The organism is Vreelandella sp. ssv (assembly GCF_059448525.1).
In genome coordinates, this window is record NZ_CM182545.1 from 2,763,680 (window position 1) to 2,789,179 (window position 25,500).

Below are 25,500 nucleotides of genomic sequence, written 5' to 3' on the forward strand. Positions count from 1 at the left end.
CCAAGAAACCCCTTAATAACAGGTCATTTAGTCTATCGCCATTTATGGGTTAACGTCACCCGCGCTTTTAAGCTCTTCCTGATAAAGCCATTTTATGTGTTTTTTTTACAAGCTCGCCGCTAAACGTGTGCCCTGCTCAATCGCCCGCTTGGCATCCAACTCGCTGGCTTCATCGGCACCGCCGATAATATGCACCGCCCGCCCTGCCTGTTCCAGCGGGGCCAACAAGTCACGCACTGACTCTTGTCCTGCACACACCACCACGCTATCCACCTCCAGCACCTGATGGGTGTCGTCACGGCGGATATGCAAACCGGCATCATCGATTTTGAGATATTCGCAGCCCGTCAGCGTGGTGACACCGCGGGCTTTAAGTGAGGCGCGATGTACCCAGCCCGTGGTTTTACCCAAGTTCTTGCCGGGCTTGGAGGTTTTACGCTGTAGCATCACAATTTCGCGGGCGACCACGGGCGGCGTTGGCGTTTTTAAACCGCCCCGTTCGCCTACCGCTAAATCAACGCCCCACTCGTCGCACCAATCGGCGATATCCAACGCCGGATGACCCTGGTGCGCCAGCAGTTCAGAGACATCAAAGCCGATTCCACCGGCACCAATCACGGCGACTTTACGCCCGACACGATCAGGGAACTCAATTGCTTCGGCGTAGCTCAGTACCTTACCGTGGTCATGACCTGGCAAGTTGAGTTCGCGGGGCTGAACACCGGTAGACATAACCACTTCATCAAAGTCGACAAGTGCTTCCGGGGTTGCGGTAGTGTTAAGGCGTACCTCAACCGCGTATTTCTCAAGCATCACCCGGTAGTAGCGCAGGGTTTCATTGAACTCCTCTTTGCCAGGAATCTTACGCGCGTAGTTAAACTGCCCGCCCAACTCACTGCGCTGTTCAAACAACACCACGTTATGTCCGCGACTGGCCGCCGTGACAGCCGTTGCCAGTCCCGCCGGGCCGCCACCCACCACAGCGACTCGTTTAATCGTTTGTGCCGGCTCTATTACCAGTTCGGTTTCATGACAGGCGCGGGGATTCACCAGGCAAGACGTCAGCTTGCCAGCAAAGGTGTGATCCAGACAGGCTTGGTTACAGGCAATGCAGGTATTAATTTCATCCGCCAGACCCGCCTTCGCTTTACTGATCCAGGCGGGGTCCGCCAGAAAAGGTCGTGCCATGGAGACCATATCGGCGTGACCTTCTGCCAACACGCGTTCAGCGACCTCGGGCATATTGATGCGATTAGTGGTAATCAACGGAATCGATAGCGCCGACTTGATACGCTTTGTCACCTCGGTAAAAGCGGCGCGGGGTACGCTGGTGACAATCGTCGGTACCCGCGCTTCGTGCCAGCCGATACCGGTATTGATCACATTCGCCCCGGCAGCTTCTATCGCTTGACCAAGGGTGACAACCTCTTGCCAGGTACTACCCTCTTCCACCAGATCAATCATAGAGAGACGGAAGATAATCACAAAACGTTCACCTACCGCCTCCCGCACACGGCGCACAATCTCGACGGCAAAGCGCATACGATTTTCAAACGCTCCGCCCCACTCGTCGTCACGCTGGTTGGTTCGTTGGCAGATAAACTGATTAATCAGGTAACCTTCTGACCCCATAATTTCAACGCCATCGTAACCCGCCTGTTGAGCGAGCTTTGCACAGCGCACGTAGTCGGCAATTTGCTGCTCGACGTCATCACCGCTCAAAGCCCGAGGCTTAAAAGGGTTGATGGGAGCTTGAATGGCCGAAGGCGCCACGAGATCAGGCGAATAGGCGTAACGCCCGGCGTGAAGAATCTGCATACATAGGTGGCCACCCGCTGCATGCACCGCATCCACCACCTGGCGGTGTTCCGACAATTGCCCTTCGTCAACAAGCGCGTTGGCCCCCTGAAAAACTGCGCCCTCTGCATTAGGCGCAATACCGCCAGTGACAATAAGACTAACGCCTTCACGCGCCCGCTCGGCATAAAAGGCAGCCAAACGTGCAAAGCCATTCGGTGCCTCTTCCAAATTGGTGTGCATTGAGCCCATTAAGACCCGGTTGGGCAGCGTTAGATGACCAATGGTCAATGGCCGAAATAGGTTCGGGTACGCAGGCGTTTGGCTCATCACGGGCCTCCTTAATGTTATTAGAAATTTTATACAAACAAATTCAAACAAGCGTATGACATCCTGAGCATCACGTATAGCCCCTAGATCTTTAACCAACCGCTTGCCCAGCGTGCCAATCCGCGTCACATTACCCGGCTAACGATAAGGAACTGTTGCTATGCCCTTGATTTACTTTTTGCCGCCGCTCGCCACCGTTCTTATATGGTCGGGCAATATGACTATAAATCAGCTTAGCGTAGGCGCCATTGCCCCGAGCAGCATTGCTTTTTTACGCTGGCTGTTAGCGCTGGCGGTGATGACCCCGTTTGTGTTGCCTGCGGTCATTCGCCACCGCGACGAGATCTGCCGCCAATGGCCTAAGCTTGCGCTGTTGGGGTTGCTCGGCATGGGGCTATGGCAGGGGCTTGCCTATGTCGCGGCAGAAACCACGACCGCCACTAACATGGGCATTCTGGCCGCCATGGTGCCGCTATTAACCGTACTGCTTAGTGCGCTGATTCTGCGCGAGCCACCCACTTTGGGCGGCATTCTGGGTGGCGTACTGGCCTTTGTCGGTGTCACCGTTTTGCTAGGGCGCGGCAATCCGTTCTCACTGCTACAACTCCAGGTCGCGCTTGGCGATGCGCTGATGGTGGCGGCGGCAACCTGCTATGCGCTATATGGCGTGATGCTCAAGCGCTGGTCAATGAATTTACCGCCTTGGGTCATGCTCTATGCTCAAGTCTGTTTCGCTGTGCTGTTCTTGCTACCGCCTTATCTCATGGGGCCGATGACACCCATTGATAGCCAAAATGTCGGGTTAATTCTTTATGCGGGCATCCCCGCCTCAGTGATCACGACCTTTCTATGGATGCGCGCGGTGCGCCAAATTGGCGCCAATCAATCGAGTATTTTCATCAACTTGATGCCGCTATTTAGCGCAGTGATAGCGATGATCTTTTTAGGCGAACGAGTAGCTGGTTTTCACTTTGCAGGCGGGCTGCTCATCCTGGCGGGAGTGATCATGGCACAGACCCTGACCCGCCCTTTAGCACGTGGTTTAACCTCAGATAAGCCGAGCAATGCCCAACAATGATAGAATGCTCGTTTACGTCTGACGCTGGGAAGCCCTGATATGTCCCTAGAAGAACTGCATCTTAATCTGCGCAACCTAATGAGCGATGACTACGATCAGCTCAAGGCATTGATGGACGCTGTCTATCACGATATCGGTGGCGCTTGGCCAAAGCGCACGATCGACAAATTAATTCAGGAGTTCCCTGACGGCCAAATCGCCATTGAAGACGACGGCATTCTGGTCGGCGTGGCCCTTACCGTGCAGGTGGATTACGACGAATTTTCTAATCCGCACAAATACGATGATTTGATTGGTCACCGCGAGATCATCCTCAATGATGAGGATGGCGACGCCATGTACGGTCTGGACGTGCTGATTCACCCGGATTACCGCGGCTACCGCTTGGGCCGCCGTCTTTATGAAGCGCGTAAAGAGCTGTGCCGCTCCATGAATCTGCGGGCGATTCTTGCCGGTGGGCGTATTCCTGAGTACCACCAGCACGCTGATGAACTCACCCCGGCTCAATACATCGATAAAGTCTCGCGCAAAGAGATCTACGACCCGATCCTCTCTTTCCAACAAGCGAATGATTTTCAGGTTAAGCGCCTGCTGCGCAAATATCTGCCGGAAGATGAGCAGTCACGCGGCTACGCTACCCTGCTCGAGTGGAACAACATTCTGTTTGAACCCGCTGCCAGCGTGCTCGACAACAAACCTACCCAAGTGCGAGTGGGCGCCGTGCAGTGGCAGATGCGTGAGTTTTCATCGGTCGAAGCTGCGCTTCAGCAGATCGAATACTTCGTTGACGCGCTCTCCGACTATCAAAGTGATTTTGCGGTATTCCCGGAGCTGTTCTACGCACCGCTAATGGGTCTTCAGGATCGCGATGCGCAGAAAGACCAGATGGGAGCAATTCGCTTTTTGGCCGGCTTTACCGAGCGCTTCAAGTCTGAATTGTCGCGCATGGCTGTCTCGTACAACATCAATATTGTCGGTGGTTCGATGATTGAAGTTGGTGACGATGACCGACTCTACAACATCGCTTACCTGTTCCACCGTGACGGCACCGTTGAGCGCCAGGCCAAGCTGCATATTACGCCTCAAGAGCGCCGAGACTGGGTGATCGAGGGCGGCGATGAGCTACAGGTGTTCGATACCGACGCTGGCCGCGTGGGCATCCTGATCTGCTACGATGTGGAGTTTCCGGAACTTGGCCGACTGCTGGCCGACCAGGATATGGATATTCTGTTTGTGCCTTTCTGGACCGACACCAAAAACGGCTACCTGCGTGTTCGCCACTGTTCTCAGGCGCGGGCGATTGAAAATGAGTGCTATGTCGTCCTCTGCGGTAGCGTCGGCAACCTGCCCTCGATTGAAAACCTGGATATCCAGTACGCTCAATCGGCAGTGTTCTCGCCTTCCGATTTCGCCTTCCCCCACGATGCGGTACTGGCCGAAACCACGCCTAACACTGAGATGATTTTCTTCTCGGATTTAGACTTGACCCGCTTGACGGTCGTGCGCGCCGAAGGTTCGGTGACCAACCTCAAAGACCGCCGCAAGGATCTGTTTGATCTACGCTGGCGCGACTGGTCGTGGAAATCGGGAGCTAACCTAGAAGAGTAATATAACAACGCCGCCCAATTGGGCGGCGTTGTTGCTTCTAAGGGCGATAAAAACGCTTAATCAGGCCAAATGAGGTGCGCGGGTACGCGGCCTTTGGCATCGAACAGAATGCCCTCATCGCGTAACTTGCGGTGTTGGCGCTCAGCCCCACCGTGATCCGCAAGCTTTAATGACGAAGCGATCACCCGATGCCAGGGCAACTGATGGCCATCCGGGAGATGTCGCATCGCCGAGCCCACCATGCGCGGGGTAGCGCCTTCGGTCATGGCGGCGATGCGACCATAGGTGGTCACACGCCCCGCCGGAATTTGATCGACAATCGTGTAGATCTGTTCGAGTAATTCGGGCCGTGGCATATGACGTTATCCTTTTAATGCAAGAGAGCGCTTAAAGCCCCTCAACCAATTGATCAATCGCCTGGAAAGCTTCTTTAAGGGCAGCAGCGCGCTGCTGCTCACCCATATTCAAACCTTCAGCATAGACCACATGGGTATCTTTAATCCCCATCAGGCCCAGCATGCTTTTCAGGTGAGGTGTTTGACTGTCCTTTTCGGTGCCCGCGTACTGACCGCCCCGTGCCGCCAGGATAATCGCACGCTTGCCTTCCACCAACCCTTGAGGCCCGTTTTCAGTATAGCGGAACGTTTCACCGGCACGCAGCACGCGGTCAAACCACGCCTTTAGCTGTGAAGGAATACCCAGGTTATACATCGGCACTGCAATCACCAGCACGTCAGTCGCACGAAGTTCTGCCAGTAGCTCATCGGAGCGAACAGCCAACGCCTGCTGCTCAGCCGTCCGTTCTGCCGCCACTACTTGCCAAGCACCTAGTTCAGCAATATCCAGATGGGGCAGTGCGTTTTTCACCACGTCACGTTGAGCAACATCAATATCATTACGGCCGTTAGCCTGGTCGACAAAGCGATTGGCCAGCGCATTGGATTGGCCGTTCTCAGCCAGAATAGAAGAAGTAATTACCAGGACACGCGTCGTCATTGAAAGCTCCAACATCTTTAAAGAGAAGAATTGGTAGTTATTCTACGACGCTTCCTAATAAGCAAAAGCGCAACGTTTTCCGACTTACATTCGACTAAATCGAATCATGGATAAAAAGAAACCGACATGGTGGTTTATTTTATCGAATCACAAAGCCACTGCCACACTAGCGCGGCTTCATCGCTAATATGGCGCCTACTTGGCCGCACCAACCAAAAGCGTTCAGTGCTGGGTACGCTGATATCAAAAGGCGCCACCAAATCACTACGCTGCTCCATCAAGCGTCGGTGGGTCAGCGCAACACCGCCACTCTGGCTCGCAAGTGCTAACGTCATGACCTGATTATCGCAAGTGAGAGACCAGCACTGCGCCTCCAAATGCGCAAAGCCAGCTTCTTGTAGCCACCCGGGCCAACCTACGCCAAACCCTACCGCATGCAATAGCGTATGGCCGGCCAAATCAGCGGGAGTGACCAGCTTTTCAGCTAACGCCAGCGAGCAAACAGGTAGCAGTTGCTCTTCGCCAAGGGGCTGCATCTCAATGCCCGTCCATTCACCTTTACCATAGCGAATTTCGATATCAGCCCCTTCCGGGCCAAAATCATCTGGCCATATCGCGCTCACCAAACGGATAGCGACGTGGGGATGATGTTGATGAAAGGCAATTAATCGTGGCGCCAACCATGACTGCTGAATCGCTGGAGTAGCGCGCAGGGTTACCGGTTGCTCGGAGGTGCTGCCGAAGACTTCCAGGGTGCCCTCGCTAATCCGCACGAAAGCGTCATGAATACTCGGCAGCCACGCCTGACCTGCGGGCGTTAACGTCAAACTACGGGCATGGCGCACAAACAGTTTTTGGCCGACGCGATCTTCCAGCAGCCTAACGCGCTGGCTGATCGCTGCCTGGGTGACGCCTAACTCGTTACCCGCGGCAGTAAAGCTCAATGTACGTGCCGCAGATTCAAAGGCTTGCAGCCATAACAAAGGCGGTAATTGACTCATGAAAAACCAACCTATAAGTAAAACGATGTCTTAGGGGCCAGATTAATCGTTTGTCACTGCCGCGGCTACTCCTCATCCTAGATAACAGTGATGAAACACCCTTAAGGCACTGCTGCCAAGGGAGCTATTCGGAGTTTTAATGAACAGCGCAGTACAATCGATTCCAACGACAAACACGAACACGACTCATGGCCCGGAAATGGGCGAATTAACCCCCTACAACACCGGCCCTGTCCTTACCCAGGCGACGCCCGCGCAACAGGGCGTTGCGCTTGAATGGCAAGATGGTCAGCAAACGACACTGCCCCTTCTCTGGCTACGCGACCACTGTGCCTGCCATGCCTGCCGTCACCCCCAGACCCGCGAAAGGCTCTACCTGCCGCTTGAAGCGATTTCTGAGCCGCCAAGCGTTGCGTTACTGGATGGCCATTTACACCTGACCTGGCAGGATGGTCACGTCAGCGCGTTTCATAGCGGTTGGCTTTATCAACGCCGCCCAGAAACGACCCTTAGCTCAGCGGTACCCAGCAACACGCCGTGGGACGATAACTTTGCGCCTGAACGCATCAGTCATAGCGATTTTTTAACACCTCAAGGCGAGAAAGCCTGGCTCACCGCCATGTTACGCGATGGCCTGGCACTGTTGACGGATGGCCCCTTGGTAGAAGAAGAGGTGAGCCGCTTGGCTGAGCGCATTGGGCCGCTTCGCGCTACCAACTTTGGCGCCCGTTTTGATGTTCGATCCAAGCCTAATCCCAACAACGCGGCTTATACTGCGGTGGGATTACCGCTGCATATCGATTTACCCAACTGGCGCCAACCGCCGGACATTCAGTTGCTCTACTGCCTGCAAAACGGTGCTAGCGGCGGCGAATCGCTGTTTGCCGATGGTGCCCGCGTGATAGAGGCCTTGCGCCAGCAAGATCCGGCGGCGCTAGCCATTCTCAGCGAGACACCGATTGATTTCCGCTTTCAGGACGAGACCCACGATATCTCTATGCGGGCGCCGGTGATTACGCTGGATAGCGCAGGCGAGCTGGTTGAGATGCGCCTGAACAACTGGATTCGCGATGCCCTTCACCTGCCGGTAGAGCAGATGGATGCCTGGTACAGCGCCTACGCGCTACTGTGGAAGCTATTTCATAGCGAAGCACACCAGTTGGAGTTCACCCTACGCCCCGGCCAGATGGTCGCGTTTGATAATCGCCGTGTACTCCACGGACGGCGCGAGTTCGATCCCAACAGCGGCGCTCGCCACCTGCAGGGCACCTATTTAGACCGTGACATGCTCGCCTCACGCCTTCGCGTGCTAGCTCGCCATGTTTAGCGCGGTATGCTTTTTTATCAAACAACAACACCTATTAAACAAAAACCTCGCAAGGAGATCCTATGACATATCTTAAGCCTCTCGCCTCAGGCATTGCCCTAGCGACCACCGCACTATTCGTATCGACAGCTCAGGCAGACGACCAAACCCTAGATTTCGGTGTCCCCGCTTGGCCCGGCATCACGGTAAAAACCGCCATCGCTGAGCAGCTACTGAACCCGCTGGGCTACGAAACCAGTACTCAGGAGATCGGCCTGCAGGTGATTTACCAGGGTATCGAAAGCGGCGATATCGACGCCTTCTTAGGGGCCTGGCTGCCCGCCCAGCGTGAGATGTTCAATCCACGCAAGGAGTCAGGTGTATTGATTGACGTGGCGAATAACGTCGACGGGGCTCAAATGACCCTGGCGGTGCCGGAATATCTGTATGAGAGCGGCATTCAAAGCTTTGCGGATTTAGACGAAAACCGCGACCAGTTCGACGGTGAAATTTATGGCTTCGGCGCGGGCTCCGCTGCCAGCGAGATTCTCCACAACGCTATTGATAACGACACCTGGGGATTAGGCGACTGGCAGGTCGTCGATACCAGTGAAGTGGGCATGCTTTCCGCCGCAAGCGATGCCATCTCCCGTGAAGAGCCAATTGTCTGGGTAGGCTGGACGCCTCACTGGATGAACCTTGAACTGCCGATGCGCTACTTGGAAGACCCTGAAAACCTGTTCGGCGAGAACAACGGCGAAAGCGATGTGTTAACCCTCCTGCGCAGCGACTATGCCGAAGCCAACCCCAATGTAGCGACCTTCTTTGAGCAGTTCACTTTCTCTGCCGAAGAGCAGAGCTGGATGATTCAAGCCTTTGGCCAGGAAGAGCAAGACCTTGCCGACGTCGCCGAACAGTGGATCAACGACCACCCAGAGCGCATTGAAGCCATGCTCGCGGACGTCACCACCACCGACGGTGACCCTGCCTGGCCGGTCATTGAAGCCCAACTCAACAACTAATCAAACGTTGATGAGCTATTGCGCTTAGCGTAAAAAGCACCTTCATCCCATCGGACGGCTAGCGTATGCTAGCGCTTTTTTAGCCGATGGGAGTGGGCATGTCGCGGACATTGAGCAAGGGCGTTGGCCTGCTGGTAGTCGTCGTGCTACTCGGCATTATGTGGCATTTGCTACAGCGCTACGACCTACTGACCCAGGCACGCCTTAGCGAGTTTATCGGCTATATTCGCCAGTGGCGTACCGCGCCCTGGATGTTTGCCGCAGTCATGACCACTTACGCCAGCGCCCTGCTGGTGATGTTTCCGCTTAGCCTACTGGTAGTAGTGACAGGCTTACTGTTTGGCCCGACATGGGGGCTGGCGTACGCCACGCTGGGTACATTGACCTCATCGATTGTGTCTTACTGGGTAGGCCGCTGGCTGGGCCGCGAGGCGCTTATGCGCTACGGCGGACGCCATCTGCGCGGGCTCTCCGGCTACTTATCTCGACGTGGCATCCGGACAATGACGGTGATTAATCTGCTGCCGCTTGCCCCATTCACACTCACCAATATGCTGGCGGGCGCTTTTCACCTTAAGTTTCGCGACTATATGATCGGCTCCACCCTGGGCATCGTGCCTGGGCTGGCAGCGGTGATTTTATTGGGCAGCCAGTTAGGCGCTCTATTTACCGCAGCCTCATCAAAAGACCTCATCCTAGCGGGCGTTGGGCTCACCGCCGGGGTTGGCCTTTTAATAGGTCTCAAGCGCTATGCCAACCGCCGACAAGCTTCAAAAAAGCAGCCTCACCGCGAAGACGAGTGATATTTAGCCAACACTTCCGCGTAAAAAGTAGCAACTGCTGAGGCAAAGTTAGCGATATCAAACTCCTCGGCAAAATGGCTGGCCTGCTTACCCAATTGCTCGCGCAGTGCAGCGTCATCTTTCAACGCCACGACTTTCTGGCCCCAAGCCTGACGGTTTTGCGGCGTTTTAAACCCGTTTACCCCCTGGCGCACCACGTCATCAATGCCGCTAGAGCGCACCGCCACCACGGGTAGCCCCGCCGACATCGCCTCAAGGATTACCATCCCCTGGGTTTCCGAGGTGGAGGCAAACACAAATATATCGCCCAAATGATAGTAAAGCGCCATTTGATCAGGCGGCACAGCGCCCACCAACCTGACCTGCGAGGCGAGTTTCAACGTATCAATTTGGGTTTGAATCGCCTCTCTGTCCGGCCCATCGCCAATCAGCAATAACTGAAAGTCATCGTGCCCCTGAGACCGAAGCTCAGCGAGGGCTTCAAGCATAAACCCGATATTTTTCTCTTTGCTAATCCGCGAGACGCTGATCAATATTTTGCGTGAAGGGTCGACGCCGAGCTGATCGCGCAACGCTTCCACCTCGCCTTTCTCAACGTGAGTAAAACGCTCAACCTCAATGCCTGTAGGTTGCACCAGCGTGGGGGTTTTAACCCCGATCATACGGAGATACTCCTCGGCGGAGTAAGTGGGCACAATGACCCCTTGGCAGCGGTTTGAAAAGTGCTTGATCAGGTAGTGGGAAATCAGATTACGAAACAACGCGCCCGGCAACGGCACAAAATGAGCATAGTGCTCTAAGCGCGTGTGGTAAGTGTAAATCACCGGCACCTTAAGCCGACGCCCCATAAACAGCCCCATGGAGCCTAACCAGAAAGGGTGATGAACGTGAATCAGATCCGGCTTGAATGCGCGCAGGCAGCGCCGAAAAAGAGCGCTAAACGGATTGGTTAAACGAAACTCTCTCTTTTCACCAAACGCCATTAACGTGGGGATACGTTTTATGGCGCCATCGTCCTGCCACACTTCTCGGTAACGCGGCACTAACAGTTGGATGGTGTGGCCCAGATCGCGTAAGCCATTGCGTAAGCGATCCACCGACACCGACACACCCGAAACAAATGGGAAATAGTTATTGGACACCATCGCAACGCGCAGGGATTTTCCCAGGAAAGGCGTAGGATCGATATCAAAGTCGGGGTAGTAATTGCGATCTTCAAAAACCAGCCGATACAAGCGCAGTGCTAACAGCGTTAACAGACCTACGATCAGCAAAAACCGGGTATAGCTAACGTAAAAAAACGCATACACCGTAGAAGCAACGCTACTCAGCACCCGCCACCAGCCGGGGCTGTCCACGTTTAGACGCACTGGCGCGATAGCCACACGCTCGCCTTCAACATCGACAATAACGTAGTGATGAAAGCTGCTCCCGGTATCAATCAGAATACCGCCTGCGCCGCCTGTGGTGACGTAATCCACCCCGTTTATCGTCTGCTGAGAAAAGAGCGTTAAGTTAGCAGAGAAGACAGTATCAACATCATGCTCCTCAGCCAGCGTCATAATGCCATCGGCTAGGCGAGGATCATTGAGATAGTTGTCCGCTTCAAACAGTGGCGCATCGCTGACGACATTGTGCAGCGGCAGGCCAATAAACAGAAACCGATGCTGCGCCTGTGAAGCCGCAAGCTCCCGAGATAACCAATCCAGTTGCCAGGAGGTGGATGATTTGCCCGTTCCGTCTAGAAATATAAAGTGGCTATTCCCGGCAACAAATGAGTAAAAATGCGGACCAAAATATTCGTAAAACAGGTAGCTACCAAAATCACTGTCCTCTTTGTCACCATAGGTCAGCAGGTAAGGAACATTGAGCTGTTCCAAACTATGATAAATCGCCTGATAGCTTTCCTGTCGCCCGCCATTGACGGCGTTACCCGCCGAAATCAGAAAATCGATGCCGCCCTGATTGATCAGCGGCACAATCTCATTTTGAAACACGCTCACTGAGTTGTTGATATTGCCGACTACCGCAAACCGGTAGTCGGTTCGTCCCGTCAACACCTCACGAATATCCGCCACCTGCAGAGTATGTACCGACTCAAACTCGGGCTCGGCCACGTACAACCAAATTTGATGCGCGATCAGTACGCCAACCAGGGTAAGGTTAAGAAAGAAAAACAGCCGCAGCCAGCGCTGGCGGGAGAGGCGAAAAATGGAGCGTCGTGGCATCTAAAAGCGCTTTTTCAGTATTAAAAATGGGGAAGCCGCCACTATACAGCAACGCTGGGCCGAGGTGGCGCTCCCACATTAGCTAGCTTCACAGCCGTTGAGGGTAGCGATTAACCGCCTGGGGCCCGCCTGATTACGGTGCTCACCTAACCATAATCCCTGCCACGTCCCTAAAGCCAAACGCCCATCGCGCACCGCTAAAGTAAGCTGGGTGCCCAGCAGGCTGGCGGCCACATGGGCGGGCATATCATCAGGGCCTTCCAGCGTATGGCGAAAATAGGGCAACTCTTCGGGCACCAGTCGACGCAAGAAGGCATCTAAATCGTGACGTACATCTGGGTCGGTGTTTTCATTAAGCGTTAGCGACGCAGAAGTGTGCATCAACTGTAGATGCAGCATGCCGATATGGCAGTCGCTTAAACATGGCAGCGCCCGCGCCACATCATTGGTAATCAGATGAAAACCGCGTGTCACTTCGGGCAAATGGATCTCTTGTTGGAACCACATAAACACTCCTTTGTTTGGTGTTTAATCGAGGCACGTCATCACCAGCGTGCTCTTCTTGTATGGCTGTTGTATGGCAAAATAGCGACAGATAGAGCTTAAGACATTACTTGAAACAGTACTTGAAATAGCACTTGAGACAGTACTTAACATAGCCGATCGCCCATGATTCATCGTCAAGGAACGCGTTAATGAAAGCAGTGCTAGGAAGCAGCGTCATCAGCATAGCCCTACTCACCGGTTGCACCGGCATTCCTGATGGCACCCAGCCCGTCACCGGCTTCGAGTTAGACCGCTACCTGGGCCAATGGTACGAAATTGCCCGTTTGGACCACTCCTTTGAGCGCGGCCTTGATTGCGTTACCGCAACGTACAGCCTACGCGATGACGACGGTGTACGCGTGATTAACCGCGGCTACAATCTTGAAGAGCAAGCGTGGGATGAGGCTGAAGGGCGCGCCTACTTTATTGATGAAGAGAGCGTTGGCCGTCTGAAAGTAAGCTTTTTTGGGCCCTTCTACGGTGGCTACAACGTCCTTGAACTGGATGATGACTATCAGTGGGCCTTAGTCGCAGGCCCTAATCGCGACTACCTGTGGATACTTTCACGCACGCCACAAATGGATAGTGCCACCGAAACACGCCTCCGCCAGCGTGCCGAAGAGCTTAACTTCCCCATCGATGAATTGATCGACGTTACCCAAGGAGAAGCCTGCCCTAGCGACTGATCAGTACCCCTCGGGCAAGATTGATACCCGCCCCGCCATTTCGCGCTGAACAAATTCTATAAAGGCGCGCAGCCGGGCGGGCACATGTCTGCGCTGCTCATACACCGCATAGAAGTCCGCGCGCACCCCCTGCCAGCCAGGCAGCAGCTCGACTAACGCGCCACTGGCAAGGTGCTCGTTTACGTCCCACCAAGAGCGCAGCATCACCCCGTGGCCATCCAACGCCAAGCGAGTGATCACTTCCCCATCATTGCTGGCCAAGCGGCCGCTGACCTTTACCGTTTGCTCCTTTGCAGACGGCTCGCTGCGCTCAAAACGCCACAACGGAAAATCACTGTCGTTTTCGCGAATTACGAGGCAGTCGTGCTGCTGCAGGTCTGCTGGCATGTTAATGGGCAATGCCCGAGCGATATAAGCCGGCGACGCACAGAGTATTCGTCGATTGGCCAAAATGCGTCGCGCGACTAAACGCGACTCAGGGGGCTCACCCACACGAATGCCAATATCGAAGCCATGATGGCTTAAATTAAGCGGAAAGTTGGTGAGTTCTAACCAGCCCTCGACCTCAGGGTGTGCGGCACAAAAGCGCGACAACAGTGGCGCAATATGACGCCGACCAAAGCCAAACGTGGCATTAACACGCAACCGGCCGCAAAGCGCTTGGTTAGCCTGTTCTCCCAACGACGTTTCCAGCTCATCGAGCTCATCCAGTATCAGCGCCCCGCGCGCAAAGTAGCGCTCCCCCTCCGCGGTAAGGGTCAAACGCCGCGTGGTGCGTGCAGCCAACTCGACCCCCAGGCGCGCTTCCAAAAGCTTTAATCGCTTACTCACGGCCGACAGCGACAGCCCCAGTTCCCGTGCGGTCGCCGTTAAACTCCCCGCTCGGGCTAGGTGCTGAAAAAACGCTAAATCATCCAGATGTGCCATATCATTTCTCAGCCATTCTTCACTTTTAGGCAACAATAGCTTGAATGGTAGCCTGATTATCTCTTTCAAAATAGCCGCTACACTCTACTCAGTACTTCTTAGCACGCGTCATCACTAACAAGATAAGGAACCACCATGACCCACCGTATCGCCATTATCGCCGGTGACGGCATCGGCACTGAAGTGATGCCAGAAGGTGTTCGCGCCCTAGAGGCAACGGCAAAGCGCTTCAATATTGACCTTGAGTTCACCACCTTCGAGTTTGGTAGCTGCGACTACTATCTTGAGCACGGCAAAATGCTGCCAGATGACTGGTTCGAACAGTTAAAAGGCTTCGATGCGTTGTTTTACGGTGCAGTGGGCTGGCCCGATAAAGTGCCCGACCATATTTCCCTGTGGGGCTCGCTGCTCCAGTTCCGCCGCCGCTTTGATCAGTACATTAACCTGCGCCCCTGCAAACTCATGCCTGGGATCAAAAGCCCGCTGGCCGGCCGCGAACCCGGCGATATCGATTTTTACGTGGTGCGAGAGAACACCGAAGGTGAGTACTCAAGCGTGGGTGGCAAAATGTTTGAAGGCACCGACCGTGAAGTCGTCATTCAAGACACGGTCATGACCCGCACCGGCGTGGACCGCGTACTGAAATACGCCTTTGAGCTTGCACAAACCCGCCCGCGCAAAAAGCTGACGTCTGCCACCAAGTCCAACGGCATTTCAATCACCATGCCTTACTGGGATGAGCGCGTGGTCGAAATGGCTAAAGGCTACCCAGAGATCGCGGTGGATAAATTCCATATCGATATCCTGACCGCCAACTTCGTTCTTCATCCAGATTGGTTCGATGTGGTCGTGGGCAGCAACCTATTCGGTGACATTCTCTCCGACCTCGGTCCGGCCTGCACTGGCACCATCGGTATTGCCCCTTCCGCCAACATCAATCCCGAAGGCAACTTCCCCAGCCTATTTGAGCCAGTACACGGCAGCGCGCCGGATATCGCCGGTAAAGGCATTGCCAACCCCATTGGCCAGATCTGGTCGGGCGCAATGATGCTGGAGCACCTGGGCTATAAAGAAGCCGCCGATGCCATGGTAACCGCCATTGAAAAAGTGCTGAGCGAAGGCGATAGCCAAGTACTAACTCGCGATGTGGGTGGACAGGGCACGACTGCAAGCTTGGGTCAGGCGATTGCCAAGGCTATTTCCCACTAACGTTCAGTTGCCATTGGCTGCCCGGTTAAAGCCCACCGAGCAGCCAATGTATGCTTTTTAAACACCAATGTTCTACATTTGTCCTGAGGGCGAAGAAAACGTCAGTTTCACTTCGCTCATAACAACATCAACAAACAAACTCAGGACAATGCTATGAAACTTGGACGCCGTCAGTTCCTTTCGGCAACGGCCGCCCTGGCCGCTGTCGGTACGTCACCCCAACTATTTGCCATGCCGACCTCGCTAGGGCCCGTTCCTTCCCGCTACCCCATTGATGCCTGGAAGGTCGAGGATCAACGCTTCAGCGACTACATGATTTTCAATAGTCCGCTAGAGCGCCACTGGAGCGGTGGGTTGTGGACAGAAGGACCAGCCTGGAACGCCGTGGGCCGCTATGTCGTGTTCAGCGATATCCCCAGAGCCAAGCAGATGCGCTGGGACGAATCGACTGGTCAGGTCAGCGTTTTGAGAGACAATGTTGGCTACTCTAACGGCAATACTTTTGACCATCAGGGCCGGTTAATCTCCTGCGAACATAACCCTGCACGCGTTTTGCGCTACGAGTGGGACGGCAGTACAACCGTGCTCGCCGAGCGCTATCAGGGCAAACCGCTCAATGCCCCTAATGATGTGGTTGCCCTACCATCGGGCGGCGTGATTTTCACCGATCCTGGTTATGGTGCCCACTTCGACTACGAAGGCAAAAAACGAGACCTGGAACTAGAAACAGCCATTTATTACGTTGATGACAGCCTAGATGAACCCATCATGCTGACAGACGATATTTTTAAACCCAACGGTATTGTGCTCACACCGGATGGCGAGGGTTTTTACGCCAGTGACAGCGCCCCCACGCACTTCGAAGAGCCAGCGCGAATCATTCGCTGGTCGCTTGGCGAAGACGGCCGCAGCGTCAGCGATCGGCAAGTCATCGTTACCAGCGAGGACACGATCTTTGATGGTATGGCCTGTGACGAAGACGGTAATATCTGGTCGAGTGCCAACGGTGGCGAGGGCATTGATGGCGTGGTGGTATTCTCACCGGAAGGTACCCTGCTAGGGCGCGTATTGTTGCCCGAGGTCTGTTCCAACGTGTGTTTTGCTGGCGCGAATCGCAACCGCCTCTTCATGACGGCGAGCCAGTCCGTCTATACGATTTACACAGCGACGCGCGGAGCATAATGAGATTATAACGTCCATCAAAAAGCCTCGCCGAATTTCTCCGGCGAGGCTTTGTTATTGCTAACGCTTTTATTACAAAAACACTTCACTGCAAACGATGAAACGAGTAATCAGCTTGCTAGTTTTGCAGCCGTCTTGGCGACTAGCTCACCCTGGAAGCGGGCGATTTTGAGCTCGCGCTCATCAGGCTGACGAGAACCATCGCCGCCAGCGAGGGTAGCTGCACCGTATGGCGTGCCGCCGCTCACTTTTGAAATATCAAACTGCTCTTCAATACCATAGCCAATCGGCACAATGATCATGCCGTGGTGGGCAAGCGTGGTCCAGGTTGAGGTGATGGTCATTTCATCGCCACCGCCGGTACCGGTAGAGGTAAACACACTCGCGACCTTACCGCGCAGAGCGCCGTTGGCCCACAGGCCGCCGGTTTGATCCAAGAAAGTACGCATCTGCCCCGTCATATTGCCGAAGCGAGTGGGCGTACCAAAAATAATCGCGTCGTAATCAGCAAGCTCTTGCGGAGTCGCTTCTGGCGTATCGAAATCCTGCTTGCCACCCGCGTTCTTAAATGCTTCTGCTGGCATGGTTTCTGGAACGCGCTTGACGGTGACTTCCACACCGCTCACTCCTTTCGCGCCCTCTGCTACCGCATGGGCCATCGTATCGATATGTCCATACATGGAATAATAAAGTACCAGTACCTTTGTCATTACAATCTCCTTGACTTCATTTTGCGGTGCGATGGGCTTAACCCCAGTTAACAATAGCCATAACATAGCGCACTTATGGATAGAAAAAAGCGAATGTTTTCGTCCGGGGGCGTCGATGTCATCGACGAACGCACCTTGCACTTTAGGCTATCCAGCACTAGCTTTGTCTTGCCTAACCTCAAACGTATCCAAGGAGTCTGGAATGACGATTTTTGAAGCCCTGCGCAAGGATCATGATATTCAGCGCGATCTGCTTGCCCGCTTAGTTGAGACTCATGGAGACAGCGACGAGCGTGACAGCCTGTATCAGCAGGTACGTGCTGAGTTGCACTATCACGCCGCCGCCGAAGAGCGCGCGCTTTATATCCCGATGATGTCGATTGATTTAACCCAAGAGAAAGCCCGCCATAGTGTGGCTGAGCATCATGAAATCGATGAACTTTTAGAACTGCTGGACGAAACTGACTACAGCGCGACTAACTGGTTGACCCACGCCAAACAGCTTCAGGAGTTAGTCACTCACCACCTCGACGAAGAGGAGCAGGAGGTCTTTCAACTGGCTGGCCGCGGCCTGAAAGATAACCAGAAGACATCTCTCGCGGGTGAGTATCAAGAAGAAATGCAGCGTCAGCGCTCAGCGTAACTTGATAAGCAGAATGAAAAAGCGCTCATGCACCGCATGGGCGCTTTTATTTCATCTATACGCTGAGCTTTTTCACGCGAACGACCTATAAGCTTGTGACACACGCCCAGCGTGGTAAACCTAAGCTCGCTCGTATACTGACAACGATACTGAATACCGTTACTAAAAACCGATAATAAGGAGCGACAATGCTAGGCCAATGGCTCGACTGGTCGCTTGACGGGAAGCTTCCCAGCGCCAGCCAAGGCGTCTTTGCAAGCGGCACCTACTTTCTGCATGCGCCCGGCATTTTAGAACTCACTCCTGACAACGCGAGCCTGGACGCCCACGCCTGCATTTTTTCAGCCGCCATTCACGGCAATGAAACCGCGCCGGTGGAACTAGTGGGGGAATGGTTGAGTGGCTTAGAAGCAGGCAGTATTACGCTGGGTGCTCCCGTACTCGTCATTCTAGGCAACCTACCCGCGCTTAAAACCCAGCAGCGCTTTGTTACCACCAATTTAAATCGCCTTTTTAACCGTGAGTTACGCGATGAAGGCGAAGAACCAGATCGCGCACGGGAATTAATGGCCGCTGTGGATCGCTTTTATGCTCGCCATGCCGGGCTTCCTAAATTGCACTACGACCTGCACACCGCCATTCGCGCTAGCCGTTTCCCACGCTTCGTTGTAGAACCCCACGCAGACACCCCCACCGACGCCGAACAGTGGGGCTGGCTAGCGGCTGCAGATATGCAGGCGGTATTGCATCAACACCAGCACAGCTGGACGTTCTCTCACTACAGCAAGCACTATCATGCCGCCCAGGCATTTACCTTTGAACTGGGTCGTGTCGCCCCTTTCGGCCAAAACGACATGGCATCGTTGCAACCCATGCGCACGCTGCTGACGGCACTTAGTGAAGGACACTCTCCACCCAGTCAGTCAGCCTCACAAATGCTATTTTTTCAGGTGCATCACGAGTTAATTCGCCAGTCCGATGACTTCCAGCTCTGTTTTGCCGAAGAGACGGCTAACTTCAGCCGCTTTGAGCCAGGCACTCTGCTGGCACAAGATAGTAAGGCCGGTGATTTCCGAGTGGGCGATACGCCGCTCTTCGTGGTGTTCCCCAACGCCCAGGTGGAAGTGGGCGCTCGTGCCGCGCTATTGGTGGCGCCTATCGCTTAGAACGCCAGGCACAAACACTTAACCAAAAGCTGAGACAATAATAATGGTCAGGCGATAATAGGGCTCTTGGCGTCGTTACGACTAACGTCGGGTGCTTAATGTTATGAGGAAAGCGCGCATAATGCGCCCAGCCTGATAGAATCGCCCCTTTTTTTCGCGCCAGCCGCATCAAACCCTGTTGTTGCAAACCCTGTTGCTGCGGCAACTCTGTACTGGAGCCAATGATATGGCCGCTACGCCTACTCCCCTTGAAGTGCGCAATATTAAAAAACGCTTTGGCGACACGGAAGTTCTGAAAGGTCTCTCACTAGAAGCCCAAAAGGGCGATGTGATTACTCTTATTGGTGCCTCCGGGTCGGGTAAAAGTACTTTTTTGCGCTGCATGAACTTGCTTGAACAGCCTGATGATGGCGACCTCATTGTCCACGGCGAACCGATTCGTTTTAAAACCACTAGGCACGGCCGCGAACCTGAAGATTGGAAGCAGGTAGTACAAATGCGCGCCAAACTTTCCATGGTGTTCCAGAGTTTTAACTTATGGGCGCATATGACACTGCTGGAAAACATTATCGAAGCACCCATCCATGTACTGAAAAAGCCTAAAAAAGAGGCTCTGGAGCATGCCCACGCCCTGCTCGAGCGCGTCGGTTTAACAGCCCGTGCCAATGCCTACCCGGCGCAGATGTCTGGCGGTCAGCAGCAGCGCGGTGCGATTGCTCGCGCCCTGGCGATGGACCCGGAAGTGATGCTGTTTGACGAGCCTACCTCGGCCCTCGACCCAGAATTGGTGGGCGATGTTTTAAAAGTCATGCACGGGCTGGCCGAAGAAGGCCGCACCATGGTCGTGGTGACTCACGAAATGAGCTTTGCCCGTGATGTCTCCAGCCAAGTGATCTACCTTCACCAGGGTTTGGTGGAAGAGGCAGGGCCGCCGGATCAAGTACTAGGCAATCCGCAATCTCCGCGCCTGCAGCAATTTCTGGCACCTAAATACTGATCCGCGAGGCTCACCATGATTGATTTGCAAGGTTATGGACCCCGGCTGATCGAGGGGGCTGGAGTGACTATCCAACTGGCGGTGCTGTCACTGATTCTATCGATTATCCTGGGACTGCTAACCGCCAGCGCCAAGATGTCGCGCAACTGGTTCCTAAGACGGACCGCCACGATGTACACCACATTGATTCGAGGCGTGCCGGATCTCGTATTGATGATGCTGTTCTTTTTCGGCGGTCAAATTGGCGTCAACATGATCACCGACTGGCTTTACTACTCGTTCGATATCGATATTTTTATTAATATCAATGCCTTCGTAGCCGGCGTTGTCACCATTGGGCTGATCTTCGGGGCCTATATGGGGGAAACCTTTCGCGGCGCTTTTATGGCGGTCGACAATGGCCAAATCGAAGCAGGTAAAGCCTACGGCATGAGCGATGGGTTGGTTTTTCGTCGCGTCCGCTTTCCGCAGATGATGCGCCATGCGCTACCCGGCCTTTCCAACAACTGGATGGTATTGCTCAAAACCACAGCACTGGTCTCGGTCATCGGGCTTTCTGACATGGTGCGAGTCGCATCAGAAGCCTCTAAAGCGACGCGCGAACCATTCACCTTCATGATTATTGTCGCACTCATCTATCTGCTCATCGCCAGCGTTTCGGAGTGGATCTTTGTTCGTCTGCAAAAACGCTACGACATTGGCTATGGGGAGGCTGATTAATGACCGCTTTCATGACATGGCTCGAAAATCAGCTTGCCGACAACAGTATTTTCACGCTGCAAACGCTTTCCTACTATGGCGATGGGCTTGCCACCACGGTGCAGTTGGTATTTTTATCGCTGGCCATTGGCTTGATCGCCGCGGTGCCCCTTGCCATTGGGCGTGGTTCAAAACACGGCTGGATTAAGTGGCCTATTTTTGCCTACACCTATGTCTTCCGTGGCACACCACTGCTCATCCAGCTCTATCTGATTTATTACGGCGTGGTATTTGTAGACGGTATTCAAGACACTTGGCTATGGGTGATACTCGAAGAACCGTTCGTTCCCGCCCTCATTGCATTTACCCTCAACACCGCCGCCTATACGACCGAGATTTTCCGCGGTGCGATTAAGTCTACGTCGAAAGGGGAAATTGAAGCAGCTCGTGCCTACGGCATGTCGCCCGGGCAGACCATGCGGCGCATTATTATCCCTAGCGCTTTTCGTCGTGCCCTCCCGGCCTACGGCAACGAAGTCATTTTCATGCTTCACGCTAGCGCTATTGCCAGCGTGGTGACGATTATGGATCTGACCGGCGCGGCACGCTTTGTCTATGCCCGTTTTTATGCGCCCTTTGACGCATTCTTGTTTGTGGCGGCGATATACCTGTGTTTAACCTTCACCATCTTGTATTTCTTTCGTTATCTAGAGAAGAAACTGCTTGCGCATCTACAGCCGCAGACCTCCTAGTGTGAAACAAACGTTGGTTTACGCATCATCAAGCGCTTTTCGTCAACGCCAAGTTAGGATAAGTTAATCATGATCATCGCAAAGCAACCTCTGATAAACGTGGTCAATGCCACTTAGGCAACACCATCATTACGCGGTGGTTGCTAAGATGAAAACTGCTTCCATGGAGATACATAATGAAAAAACTGCTGTCTGTATCACTGCTAGGCTTAGCCGTTGCAGCAAGCGCCGCCCAGGCGCAAGAAGATCAAATACGAATTGGGGTTGATGTACCTTACGAGCCAATGGAATATCGCACGCCGGATGGCGAGCTGACCGGCTTTGATATTGACCTTGGCAACGTCCTCTGCGAGCGTATTGGCGTTGAATGTGAGTGGGTCGTACAAGGCTGGGACGGTATTATTCCTGGGCTCATGGCGCGCAAATACGACGCTATTATGTCCTCCATGACGATCAATGATGACCGTCGTGAACAAGTGCTGTTCTCTGACTCCTATATCACTCCGCCGTCCGCTTGGTTTGCCCCGGAAGGTACCGATATTGATACAACCAATGAAGAATCGCTCGCTGGCATGACTATCGGCGTTCAACGCGGCACTCTGCAGGATAACTACGTTACCGACATGTACGGCGATGTCGCCGACATTAACCGCTACTCTACCGCCGATGACATGGTGTTAGACATGGAATCTGAGCGTTTGGACATCTTGTTCCTCGACTATCCGGTCGGCAAGTCCACGCTGCTGGACAGCGAAGAAGGCAACTACGTTGTTGTCGGCGAGATGCTTACCGAGCCTAAAGAATACTTTGGCGACGGCTTTGGCATCGCCTTCCGTCAACGTGACGAAGCACTGGCTGAGAAGTTCAACGAAGCCCTAGCTGAAGTGCAAGAAGACGGTACTTACGACGAAATCTACACGCGTTATTTTGGTGAAAAAGACGCAGAGTAAACGCTCTTCTCGCTCCTCTCCGACGTCCTCGTCGGGGAGGAGTTTAATAAAACACTCCCCCTGTCCCTAGATGCCGCCCCTGCCTTTTTTTGAACCCATGACTCCCGCCATTAGCGCCAACTCCCTTTAGTTAACCATTGAAAGCCCTAAGTGACACCACGGCTGGGTTAAACCGGGTAAACTCATAGCCTGTTTGTAATGACGTTGAGAGACGTTAAGCCAATTCAGCGAACTCGTGTGCGTAATACGAGTCTTTACTTCTCAACGCGAACCTACAAGGAGGTAACATGGTTGAAAAATCAGCGCCCCACTCAGTAGCAACGGAGACGGCTGCGTCTTTGCGCCCCTCTTCCCACTGGACAGGCTGGGGGCAGTGGTTAGCACTGATTACCATGACCATTGATCACCTCACCCGCTATATACTGCCCGGCGATTGGGATTTGGACTGGGCGGGCTCTTCCATTGGCCGTATTGCCTTTCCGCTGTTTGCCGCCATGGTGGCGTGGCACGGGCTGTTCAATACCCGCAACCCGTTGCGCTATTCGCGGCGTATCTTAGTGATTGGCTTGGTTGCCCAGCTCCCTTATATGATGATGCCGCGCACGTCAGACGCCTTTATTCTGAATGTCTGCTTTACTCTCGCCAGTGGCCTGGCCTTAGGGACATTAGTGCGCCAAGGCTGGCAGCACTACCAGCAGCAAACGCTCACCATGCCTTGGCTACTCGCCGGTGCCGCGTTAGGGGTTACCGTCTGGTACTTGCTGGGGTTTTGGGTCGAGTATGGCCACAATGGACTGCTGCTTATTCCGCTTCTGATGTTTGCCATGCATGCGCTGAGTCAAGCGGACAGCGATTTTCAGTCGCGCCTGTGGGCAGGCTTAGCCGCGTTTCCGGTCCTCTGGATTGCCGGTCAAATGAACGCGTCTGACCTGGCCAAGTCGTTTACCGTGGGCACCTGTGTGATAGTGCTGATCCTTGCTGCTGGCGCCGCCAAACGAGTCCCGGCCATTACCTTGGCGATGCCGCGGCGTCTATGGCTGGCGTGGTATCCCGGCCACTTTGCCTTAATCGCACTATGGCTATTGCTGAGCGGACAGATAACGTAAAAGGTTCTTTCAACGCCGCATTAATGCATGGCATCCCGCATCCACGGCTCAAAGCGGCGTAGGCGTGCGCGGCCTTCCGTTTTGGCGCGATACATCGCAATGTCTGCTTGCTTGAGTAGCTCTTCGTGGTCACAGTCCGCCGCCGTAAAGCAGGTGTAGCCCATGCTGGGAGTCACTTCCACCCAGCGGCTTTCAAGCCGATAAGGCTTAGAAAGTGCCTGCTGAACGGCGCGCATATAAGCGTTGGCGGCGACTTCCATGCCTGCCTCCGGCCCCTCTTCCAATAGTGCCAGCAGTACAAACTCGTCGCCGCTTAGCCGCGCTGCCATATCGCCATCGCGTAGGCAGCCTTCCAGGCGGCGTGCCACTTGTACCAACAAGTCATCCCCGGTGGCGTGCCCCCAGGTGTCATTGATCAACTTGAAGCGGTCTAAATCCAAGAACATCAACAGGCCGCCCGGCGGCGCGTTTTTGGTCTCACCGCAGAGAGTGGTCAACTGCTCGATAAACAGGCGACGGTTAGGTAAATCGGTGAGGGAGTCATAGTAAGCTTGGCGGTAAATGATCGCTTCCGCGCGCTTGCGCTCAGTAAAATCTTCGATAATCGCCACACCCCCTACCATTTCGTTACCGACACTATGCACACCATTGAAGAAAGCACGCAGCGGTGTGCCTGCACTGGCATTCGGAAGGTAGTAGGTTCCTTCGTAGTAGCCAGTCCCCTTGGTTAGTGCATTACGCACAGCCTTAGCTACATCCCTATCCGCCGTGTGGGATAACATTCGATAGCCAAGCAGCTGCGCACGATTCACATCCAGGATATCCAACAGCTTGCTATTACAGTCGGTCACCTGGCCATGCTCATCAAAATGCAGCACGCCCAGCGGCGAGCGCTGAAAGATAGAGCGGTAACGGTTTTCGCTCTCCTGCAACTGCGCTTCACGAGCGGACATACTCACCCGCAGCGCAATATTGTCGTGAATAGTGCGGCTTAAACGACGACTGGTGGTGATAATCAGACCGAGAAACAGGCTTAGCATGGCGCCAATAAGAATCGCCAGCGAAGACCCTAATAATAAAAATTGCACCAGCAACGGCAGAATAATCGGCAGCACGAAACCAAGTGCCACCCACCATACGGCGGAAAGTGTTGTTATCCCACCAGCGACGATACCCGCCAGAACAATCGAAAGCGCGGCGACCTGGCCATGATGCTCGCCTGTGAAAAGAAACACCCCACTAGCGCCCCATACGCAGCCAGACAAAATTGCGCCGACACTAAAGCGATATAGCCAGCGGCGCTGCTGCTGTTGCTGAGCCGGTAAACGACGGAAGTAGTAAGCCAAGGTAAGGCGAGCCAGAGAAACGAAGGATAATGCCCCCAGCCATGTGAGCAGCAGCCAGCTCGCAACTACCGGCCACATCGCTGCCACTAATAGCATGCCTGCTAATACGCTGCTGAGTACGGGTTGCCAAAGACTGTCGTAGAGAAGACGAACCTTTTCGCTGTGCAAGCGCTTTACGGTGACATGATGATCGTGATGGAAACCACTACGCAGCCCAGGCATTGGCCCAGGGGTTGAGGAGTGAGACATGCTTACTACCCGCCTAGAAAGAGATCACTAATAAGACCAGCGTCGTTAGCTGATTTTTGTTATAGCTCCTTTTTAGCTTATTTAAGTACTTTTAGCGATATAAGTTGTTTAGTTGGTCAACTAACTAACCAGAATATATAAAAAAGCCGCTTGCTGAGCAGGC

24 protein-coding genes are annotated in these 25,500 nt (G+C 54.1%); 15 read left to right on the plus strand and 9 right to left on the minus strand.

Annotated elements, in window-relative coordinates; translation table 11 throughout:
• Nucleotides 1-105 precede the first annotated feature (105 nt).
• Entirely contained in the window at nucleotides 106-2,127 is a 2,022-nt protein-coding gene (locus tag AC5TBW_RS12575) for an FAD-dependent oxidoreductase (protein WP_495508883.1), read from the minus strand.
• Nucleotides 2,128-2,287: 160 nt separating this feature from the next.
• Here AC5TBW_RS12575 and AC5TBW_RS12580 point away from each other — a divergent pair, with 160 nt between their 5' ends.
• Complete coding sequence (locus AC5TBW_RS12580; protein ID WP_495508884.1) at nucleotides 2,288-3,205, plus strand: DMT family transporter; 918 nt, start codon at nucleotides 2,288-2,290, stop codon at nucleotides 3,203-3,205.
• 39 nt (nucleotides 3,206-3,244) lie between these two features.
• Nucleotides 3,245-4,813, plus strand: a complete 1,569-nt coding sequence (locus tag AC5TBW_RS12585; protein ID WP_495508885.1) for a GNAT family N-acetyltransferase — start codon at nucleotides 3,245-3,247, stop codon at nucleotides 4,811-4,813.
• A gap of 56 nt (nucleotides 4,814-4,869) precedes the next feature.
• On the opposite strand, the gene AC5TBW_RS12590 is transcribed toward AC5TBW_RS12585, so the two are convergent.
• The 3 genes from AC5TBW_RS12590 to AC5TBW_RS12600 all read right to left on the minus strand — a co-directional run bounded on the left by AC5TBW_RS12590 (nucleotide 4,870) and on the right by AC5TBW_RS12600 (nucleotide 6,810).
• Entirely contained in the window at nucleotides 4,870-5,169 is a 300-nt protein-coding gene (locus tag AC5TBW_RS12590) for an MGMT family protein (RefSeq protein WP_495508886.1), read from the minus strand.
• 31 nt (nucleotides 5,170-5,200) lie between these two features.
• On the minus strand, nucleotides 5,201-5,809 hold the full coding sequence (locus AC5TBW_RS12595) for an FMN-dependent NADH-azoreductase (protein WP_495508887.1): 609 nt from the start codon (nucleotides 5,807-5,809) through the stop codon (nucleotides 5,201-5,203).
• 134 nt (nucleotides 5,810-5,943) lie between these two features.
• On the minus strand, nucleotides 5,944-6,810 hold the full coding sequence (locus tag AC5TBW_RS12600; protein ID WP_495508888.1) for a LysR substrate-binding domain-containing protein: 867 nt from the start codon (nucleotides 6,808-6,810) through the stop codon (nucleotides 5,944-5,946).
• 139 nt (nucleotides 6,811-6,949) lie between these two features.
• Here AC5TBW_RS12600 and AC5TBW_RS12605 point away from each other — a divergent pair, with 139 nt between their 5' ends.
• The 3 genes from AC5TBW_RS12605 to AC5TBW_RS12615 all read left to right on the plus strand — a co-directional run bounded on the left by AC5TBW_RS12605 (nucleotide 6,950) and on the right by AC5TBW_RS12615 (nucleotide 9,941).
• On the plus strand, nucleotides 6,950-8,137 hold the full coding sequence (locus AC5TBW_RS12605; RefSeq protein ID WP_495508889.1) for a TauD/TfdA family dioxygenase: 1,188 nt from the start codon (nucleotides 6,950-6,952) through the stop codon (nucleotides 8,135-8,137).
• Between the two features lie 62 nt (nucleotides 8,138-8,199).
• Nucleotides 8,200-9,138: an ABC transporter substrate-binding protein gene (locus AC5TBW_RS12610; RefSeq protein WP_495508890.1), complete on the plus strand. Its 939-nt coding sequence runs from the start codon at nucleotides 8,200-8,202 to the stop codon at nucleotides 9,136-9,138.
• A 98-nt stretch (nucleotides 9,139-9,236) separates the two neighbouring features.
• Entirely contained in the window at nucleotides 9,237-9,941 is a 705-nt protein-coding gene (locus tag AC5TBW_RS12615; protein WP_495508891.1) for a TVP38/TMEM64 family protein, read from the plus strand.
• On the opposite strand, the gene AC5TBW_RS12620 is transcribed toward AC5TBW_RS12615, so the two are convergent.
• On the minus strand, nucleotides 9,923-12,169 hold the full coding sequence (locus tag AC5TBW_RS12620) for a glycosyltransferase (protein WP_495508892.1): 2,247 nt from the start codon (nucleotides 12,167-12,169) through the stop codon (nucleotides 9,923-9,925). The genes AC5TBW_RS12615 and AC5TBW_RS12620 overlap by 19 nt on opposite strands.
• Nucleotides 12,170-12,247: 78 nt before the next feature.
• Nucleotides 12,248-12,676, minus strand: a complete 429-nt coding sequence (locus AC5TBW_RS12625) for a secondary thiamine-phosphate synthase enzyme YjbQ (protein ID WP_495508893.1) — start codon at nucleotides 12,674-12,676, stop codon at nucleotides 12,248-12,250.
• Between the two features lie 188 nt (nucleotides 12,677-12,864).
• Here AC5TBW_RS12625 and AC5TBW_RS12630 point away from each other — a divergent pair, with 188 nt between their 5' ends.
• A complete protein-coding gene (locus AC5TBW_RS12630; protein ID WP_495508894.1) occupies nucleotides 12,865-13,401 on the plus strand; it encodes a lipocalin family protein in 537 nt (178 codons plus the stop codon).
• Here the strand turns inward: AC5TBW_RS12630 and AC5TBW_RS12635 are convergent, their stop codons facing one another.
• Nucleotides 13,402-14,328, minus strand: a complete 927-nt coding sequence (locus AC5TBW_RS12635) for a LysR family transcriptional regulator (protein ID WP_495508895.1) — start codon at nucleotides 14,326-14,328, stop codon at nucleotides 13,402-13,404. It abuts the gene before it with no gap.
• A 135-nt stretch (nucleotides 14,329-14,463) separates the two neighbouring features.
• On the opposite strand from AC5TBW_RS12635, the gene AC5TBW_RS12640 reads away from it, so the two are divergent.
• A complete protein-coding gene (locus tag AC5TBW_RS12640; protein WP_495508896.1) occupies nucleotides 14,464-15,537 on the plus strand; it encodes a tartrate dehydrogenase in 1,074 nt (357 codons plus the stop codon).
• A gap of 153 nt (nucleotides 15,538-15,690) precedes the next feature.
• Entirely contained in the window at nucleotides 15,691-16,719 is a 1,029-nt protein-coding gene (locus AC5TBW_RS12645; RefSeq protein WP_495508897.1) for an SMP-30/gluconolactonase/LRE family protein, read from the plus strand.
• A gap of 110 nt (nucleotides 16,720-16,829) precedes the next feature.
• Here the strand turns inward: AC5TBW_RS12645 and wrbA are convergent, their stop codons facing one another.
• Nucleotides 16,830-17,429, minus strand: coding sequence for an NAD(P)H:quinone oxidoreductase (wrbA, locus tag AC5TBW_RS12650; RefSeq protein ID WP_495508898.1), 600 nt, complete (start codon nucleotides 17,427-17,429; stop codon nucleotides 16,830-16,832).
• A gap of 202 nt (nucleotides 17,430-17,631) precedes the next feature.
• Between wrbA and AC5TBW_RS12655 the strand changes: the two genes are divergently transcribed.
• The 7 genes from AC5TBW_RS12655 (at nucleotide 17,632) to AC5TBW_RS12685 (ending at nucleotide 23,742) form a co-directional block, all read left to right on the plus strand.
• Nucleotides 17,632-18,072, plus strand: a complete 441-nt coding sequence (locus AC5TBW_RS12655) for a hemerythrin domain-containing protein (protein WP_495508899.1) — start codon at nucleotides 17,632-17,634, stop codon at nucleotides 18,070-18,072.
• A gap of 188 nt (nucleotides 18,073-18,260) precedes the next feature.
• Nucleotides 18,261-19,238, plus strand: coding sequence for a succinylglutamate desuccinylase (locus AC5TBW_RS12660; RefSeq protein ID WP_495508900.1), 978 nt, complete (start codon nucleotides 18,261-18,263; stop codon nucleotides 19,236-19,238).
• A 226-nt stretch (nucleotides 19,239-19,464) separates the two neighbouring features.
• Complete coding sequence (locus tag AC5TBW_RS12665) at nucleotides 19,465-20,235, plus strand: ABC transporter ATP-binding protein (protein WP_495508901.1); 771 nt, start codon at nucleotides 19,465-19,467, stop codon at nucleotides 20,233-20,235.
• A 15-nt stretch (nucleotides 20,236-20,250) separates the two neighbouring features.
• Nucleotides 20,251-20,955 (plus strand): ABC transporter permease, encoded by a 705-nt coding sequence (locus AC5TBW_RS12670; protein ID WP_495508902.1) that lies wholly within the window; start codon nucleotides 20,251-20,253, stop codon nucleotides 20,953-20,955.
• Entirely contained in the window at nucleotides 20,955-21,686 is a 732-nt protein-coding gene (locus AC5TBW_RS12675) for an ABC transporter permease (protein WP_495508903.1), read from the plus strand. Before AC5TBW_RS12670 ends, AC5TBW_RS12675 begins: the two co-directional genes overlap by 1 nt.
• A gap of 176 nt (nucleotides 21,687-21,862) precedes the next feature.
• Entirely contained in the window at nucleotides 21,863-22,636 is a 774-nt protein-coding gene (locus AC5TBW_RS12680) for a transporter substrate-binding domain-containing protein (protein WP_495508904.1), read from the plus strand.
• 287 nt (nucleotides 22,637-22,923) lie between these two features.
• The gene (locus AC5TBW_RS12685; protein WP_495508905.1) at nucleotides 22,924-23,742 is read left to right on the plus strand and encodes a TraX family protein; all 819 of its coding nucleotides are present in this window, start codon (nucleotides 22,924-22,926) and stop codon (nucleotides 23,740-23,742) included.
• 20 nt (nucleotides 23,743-23,762) lie between these two features.
• Here the strand turns inward: AC5TBW_RS12685 and AC5TBW_RS12690 are convergent, their stop codons facing one another.
• Nucleotides 23,763-25,337 carry a diguanylate cyclase domain-containing protein gene (locus AC5TBW_RS12690; protein WP_495508906.1) on the minus strand — a complete coding sequence of 525 codons (1,575 nt, stop codon included), beginning with the start codon at nucleotides 25,335-25,337 and terminating at the stop codon, nucleotides 23,763-23,765.
• Between the last annotated feature and the right edge of the window lie 163 nt (nucleotides 25,338-25,500).

Coding starts and splice junctions, on each gene's coding strand:
- AC5TBW_RS12605 (WP_495508889.1), top strand. CDS start 6,950: ATGAACAGCGCAGTACAATCGATTCCAACGACAAACACGAACACGACT.
- AC5TBW_RS12585 (WP_495508885.1), top strand. CDS start 3,245: ATGTCCCTAGAAGAACTGCATCTTAATCTGCGCAACCTAATGAGCGAT.
- AC5TBW_RS12620 (WP_495508892.1), bottom strand. CDS start 12,169: ATGCCACGACGCTCCATTTTTCGCCTCTCCCGCCAGCGCTGGCTGCGG.
- AC5TBW_RS12590 (WP_495508886.1), bottom strand. CDS start 5,169: ATGCCACGGCCCGAATTACTCGAACAGATCTACACGATTGTCGATCAA.
- AC5TBW_RS12595 (WP_495508887.1), bottom strand. CDS start 5,809: ATGACGACGCGTGTCCTGGTAATTACTTCTTCTATTCTGGCTGAGAAC.
- AC5TBW_RS12655 (WP_495508899.1), top strand. CDS start 17,632: ATGACGATTTTTGAAGCCCTGCGCAAGGATCATGATATTCAGCGCGAT.
- AC5TBW_RS12675 (WP_495508903.1), top strand. CDS start 20,955: ATGACCGCTTTCATGACATGGCTCGAAAATCAGCTTGCCGACAACAGT.
- AC5TBW_RS12625 (WP_495508893.1), bottom strand. CDS start 12,676: ATGTGGTTCCAACAAGAGATCCATTTGCCCGAAGTGACACGCGGTTTT.
- AC5TBW_RS12640 (WP_495508896.1), top strand. CDS start 14,464: ATGACCCACCGTATCGCCATTATCGCCGGTGACGGCATCGGCACTGAA.
- AC5TBW_RS12615 (WP_495508891.1), top strand. CDS start 9,237: ATGTCGCGGACATTGAGCAAGGGCGTTGGCCTGCTGGTAGTCGTCGTG.
- AC5TBW_RS12665 (WP_495508901.1), top strand. CDS start 19,465: ATGGCCGCTACGCCTACTCCCCTTGAAGTGCGCAATATTAAAAAACGC.
- AC5TBW_RS12645 (WP_495508897.1), top strand. CDS start 15,691: ATGAAACTTGGACGCCGTCAGTTCCTTTCGGCAACGGCCGCCCTGGCC.
- AC5TBW_RS12635 (WP_495508895.1), bottom strand. CDS start 14,328: ATGGCACATCTGGATGATTTAGCGTTTTTTCAGCACCTAGCCCGAGCG.
- AC5TBW_RS12580 (WP_495508884.1), top strand. CDS start 2,288: ATGCCCTTGATTTACTTTTTGCCGCCGCTCGCCACCGTTCTTATATGG.
- AC5TBW_RS12660 (WP_495508900.1), top strand. CDS start 18,261: ATGCTAGGCCAATGGCTCGACTGGTCGCTTGACGGGAAGCTTCCCAGC.
- AC5TBW_RS12670 (WP_495508902.1), top strand. CDS start 20,251: ATGATTGATTTGCAAGGTTATGGACCCCGGCTGATCGAGGGGGCTGGA.
- AC5TBW_RS12685 (WP_495508905.1), top strand. CDS start 22,924: ATGGTTGAAAAATCAGCGCCCCACTCAGTAGCAACGGAGACGGCTGCG.
- wrbA (WP_495508898.1), bottom strand. CDS start 17,429: ATGACAAAGGTACTGGTACTTTATTATTCCATGTATGGACATATCGAT.
- AC5TBW_RS12575 (WP_495508883.1), bottom strand. CDS start 2,127: ATGAGCCAAACGCCTGCGTACCCGAACCTATTTCGGCCATTGACCATT.
- AC5TBW_RS12690 (WP_495508906.1), bottom strand. CDS start 25,337: ATGTCTCACTCCTCAACCCCTGGGCCAATGCCTGGGCTGCGTAGTGGT.
- AC5TBW_RS12610 (WP_495508890.1), top strand. CDS start 8,200: ATGACATATCTTAAGCCTCTCGCCTCAGGCATTGCCCTAGCGACCACC.
- AC5TBW_RS12600 (WP_495508888.1), bottom strand. CDS start 6,810: ATGAGTCAATTACCGCCTTTGTTATGGCTGCAAGCCTTTGAATCTGCG.
- AC5TBW_RS12680 (WP_495508904.1), top strand. CDS start 21,863: ATGAAAAAACTGCTGTCTGTATCACTGCTAGGCTTAGCCGTTGCAGCA.
- AC5TBW_RS12630 (WP_495508894.1), top strand. CDS start 12,865: ATGAAAGCAGTGCTAGGAAGCAGCGTCATCAGCATAGCCCTACTCACC.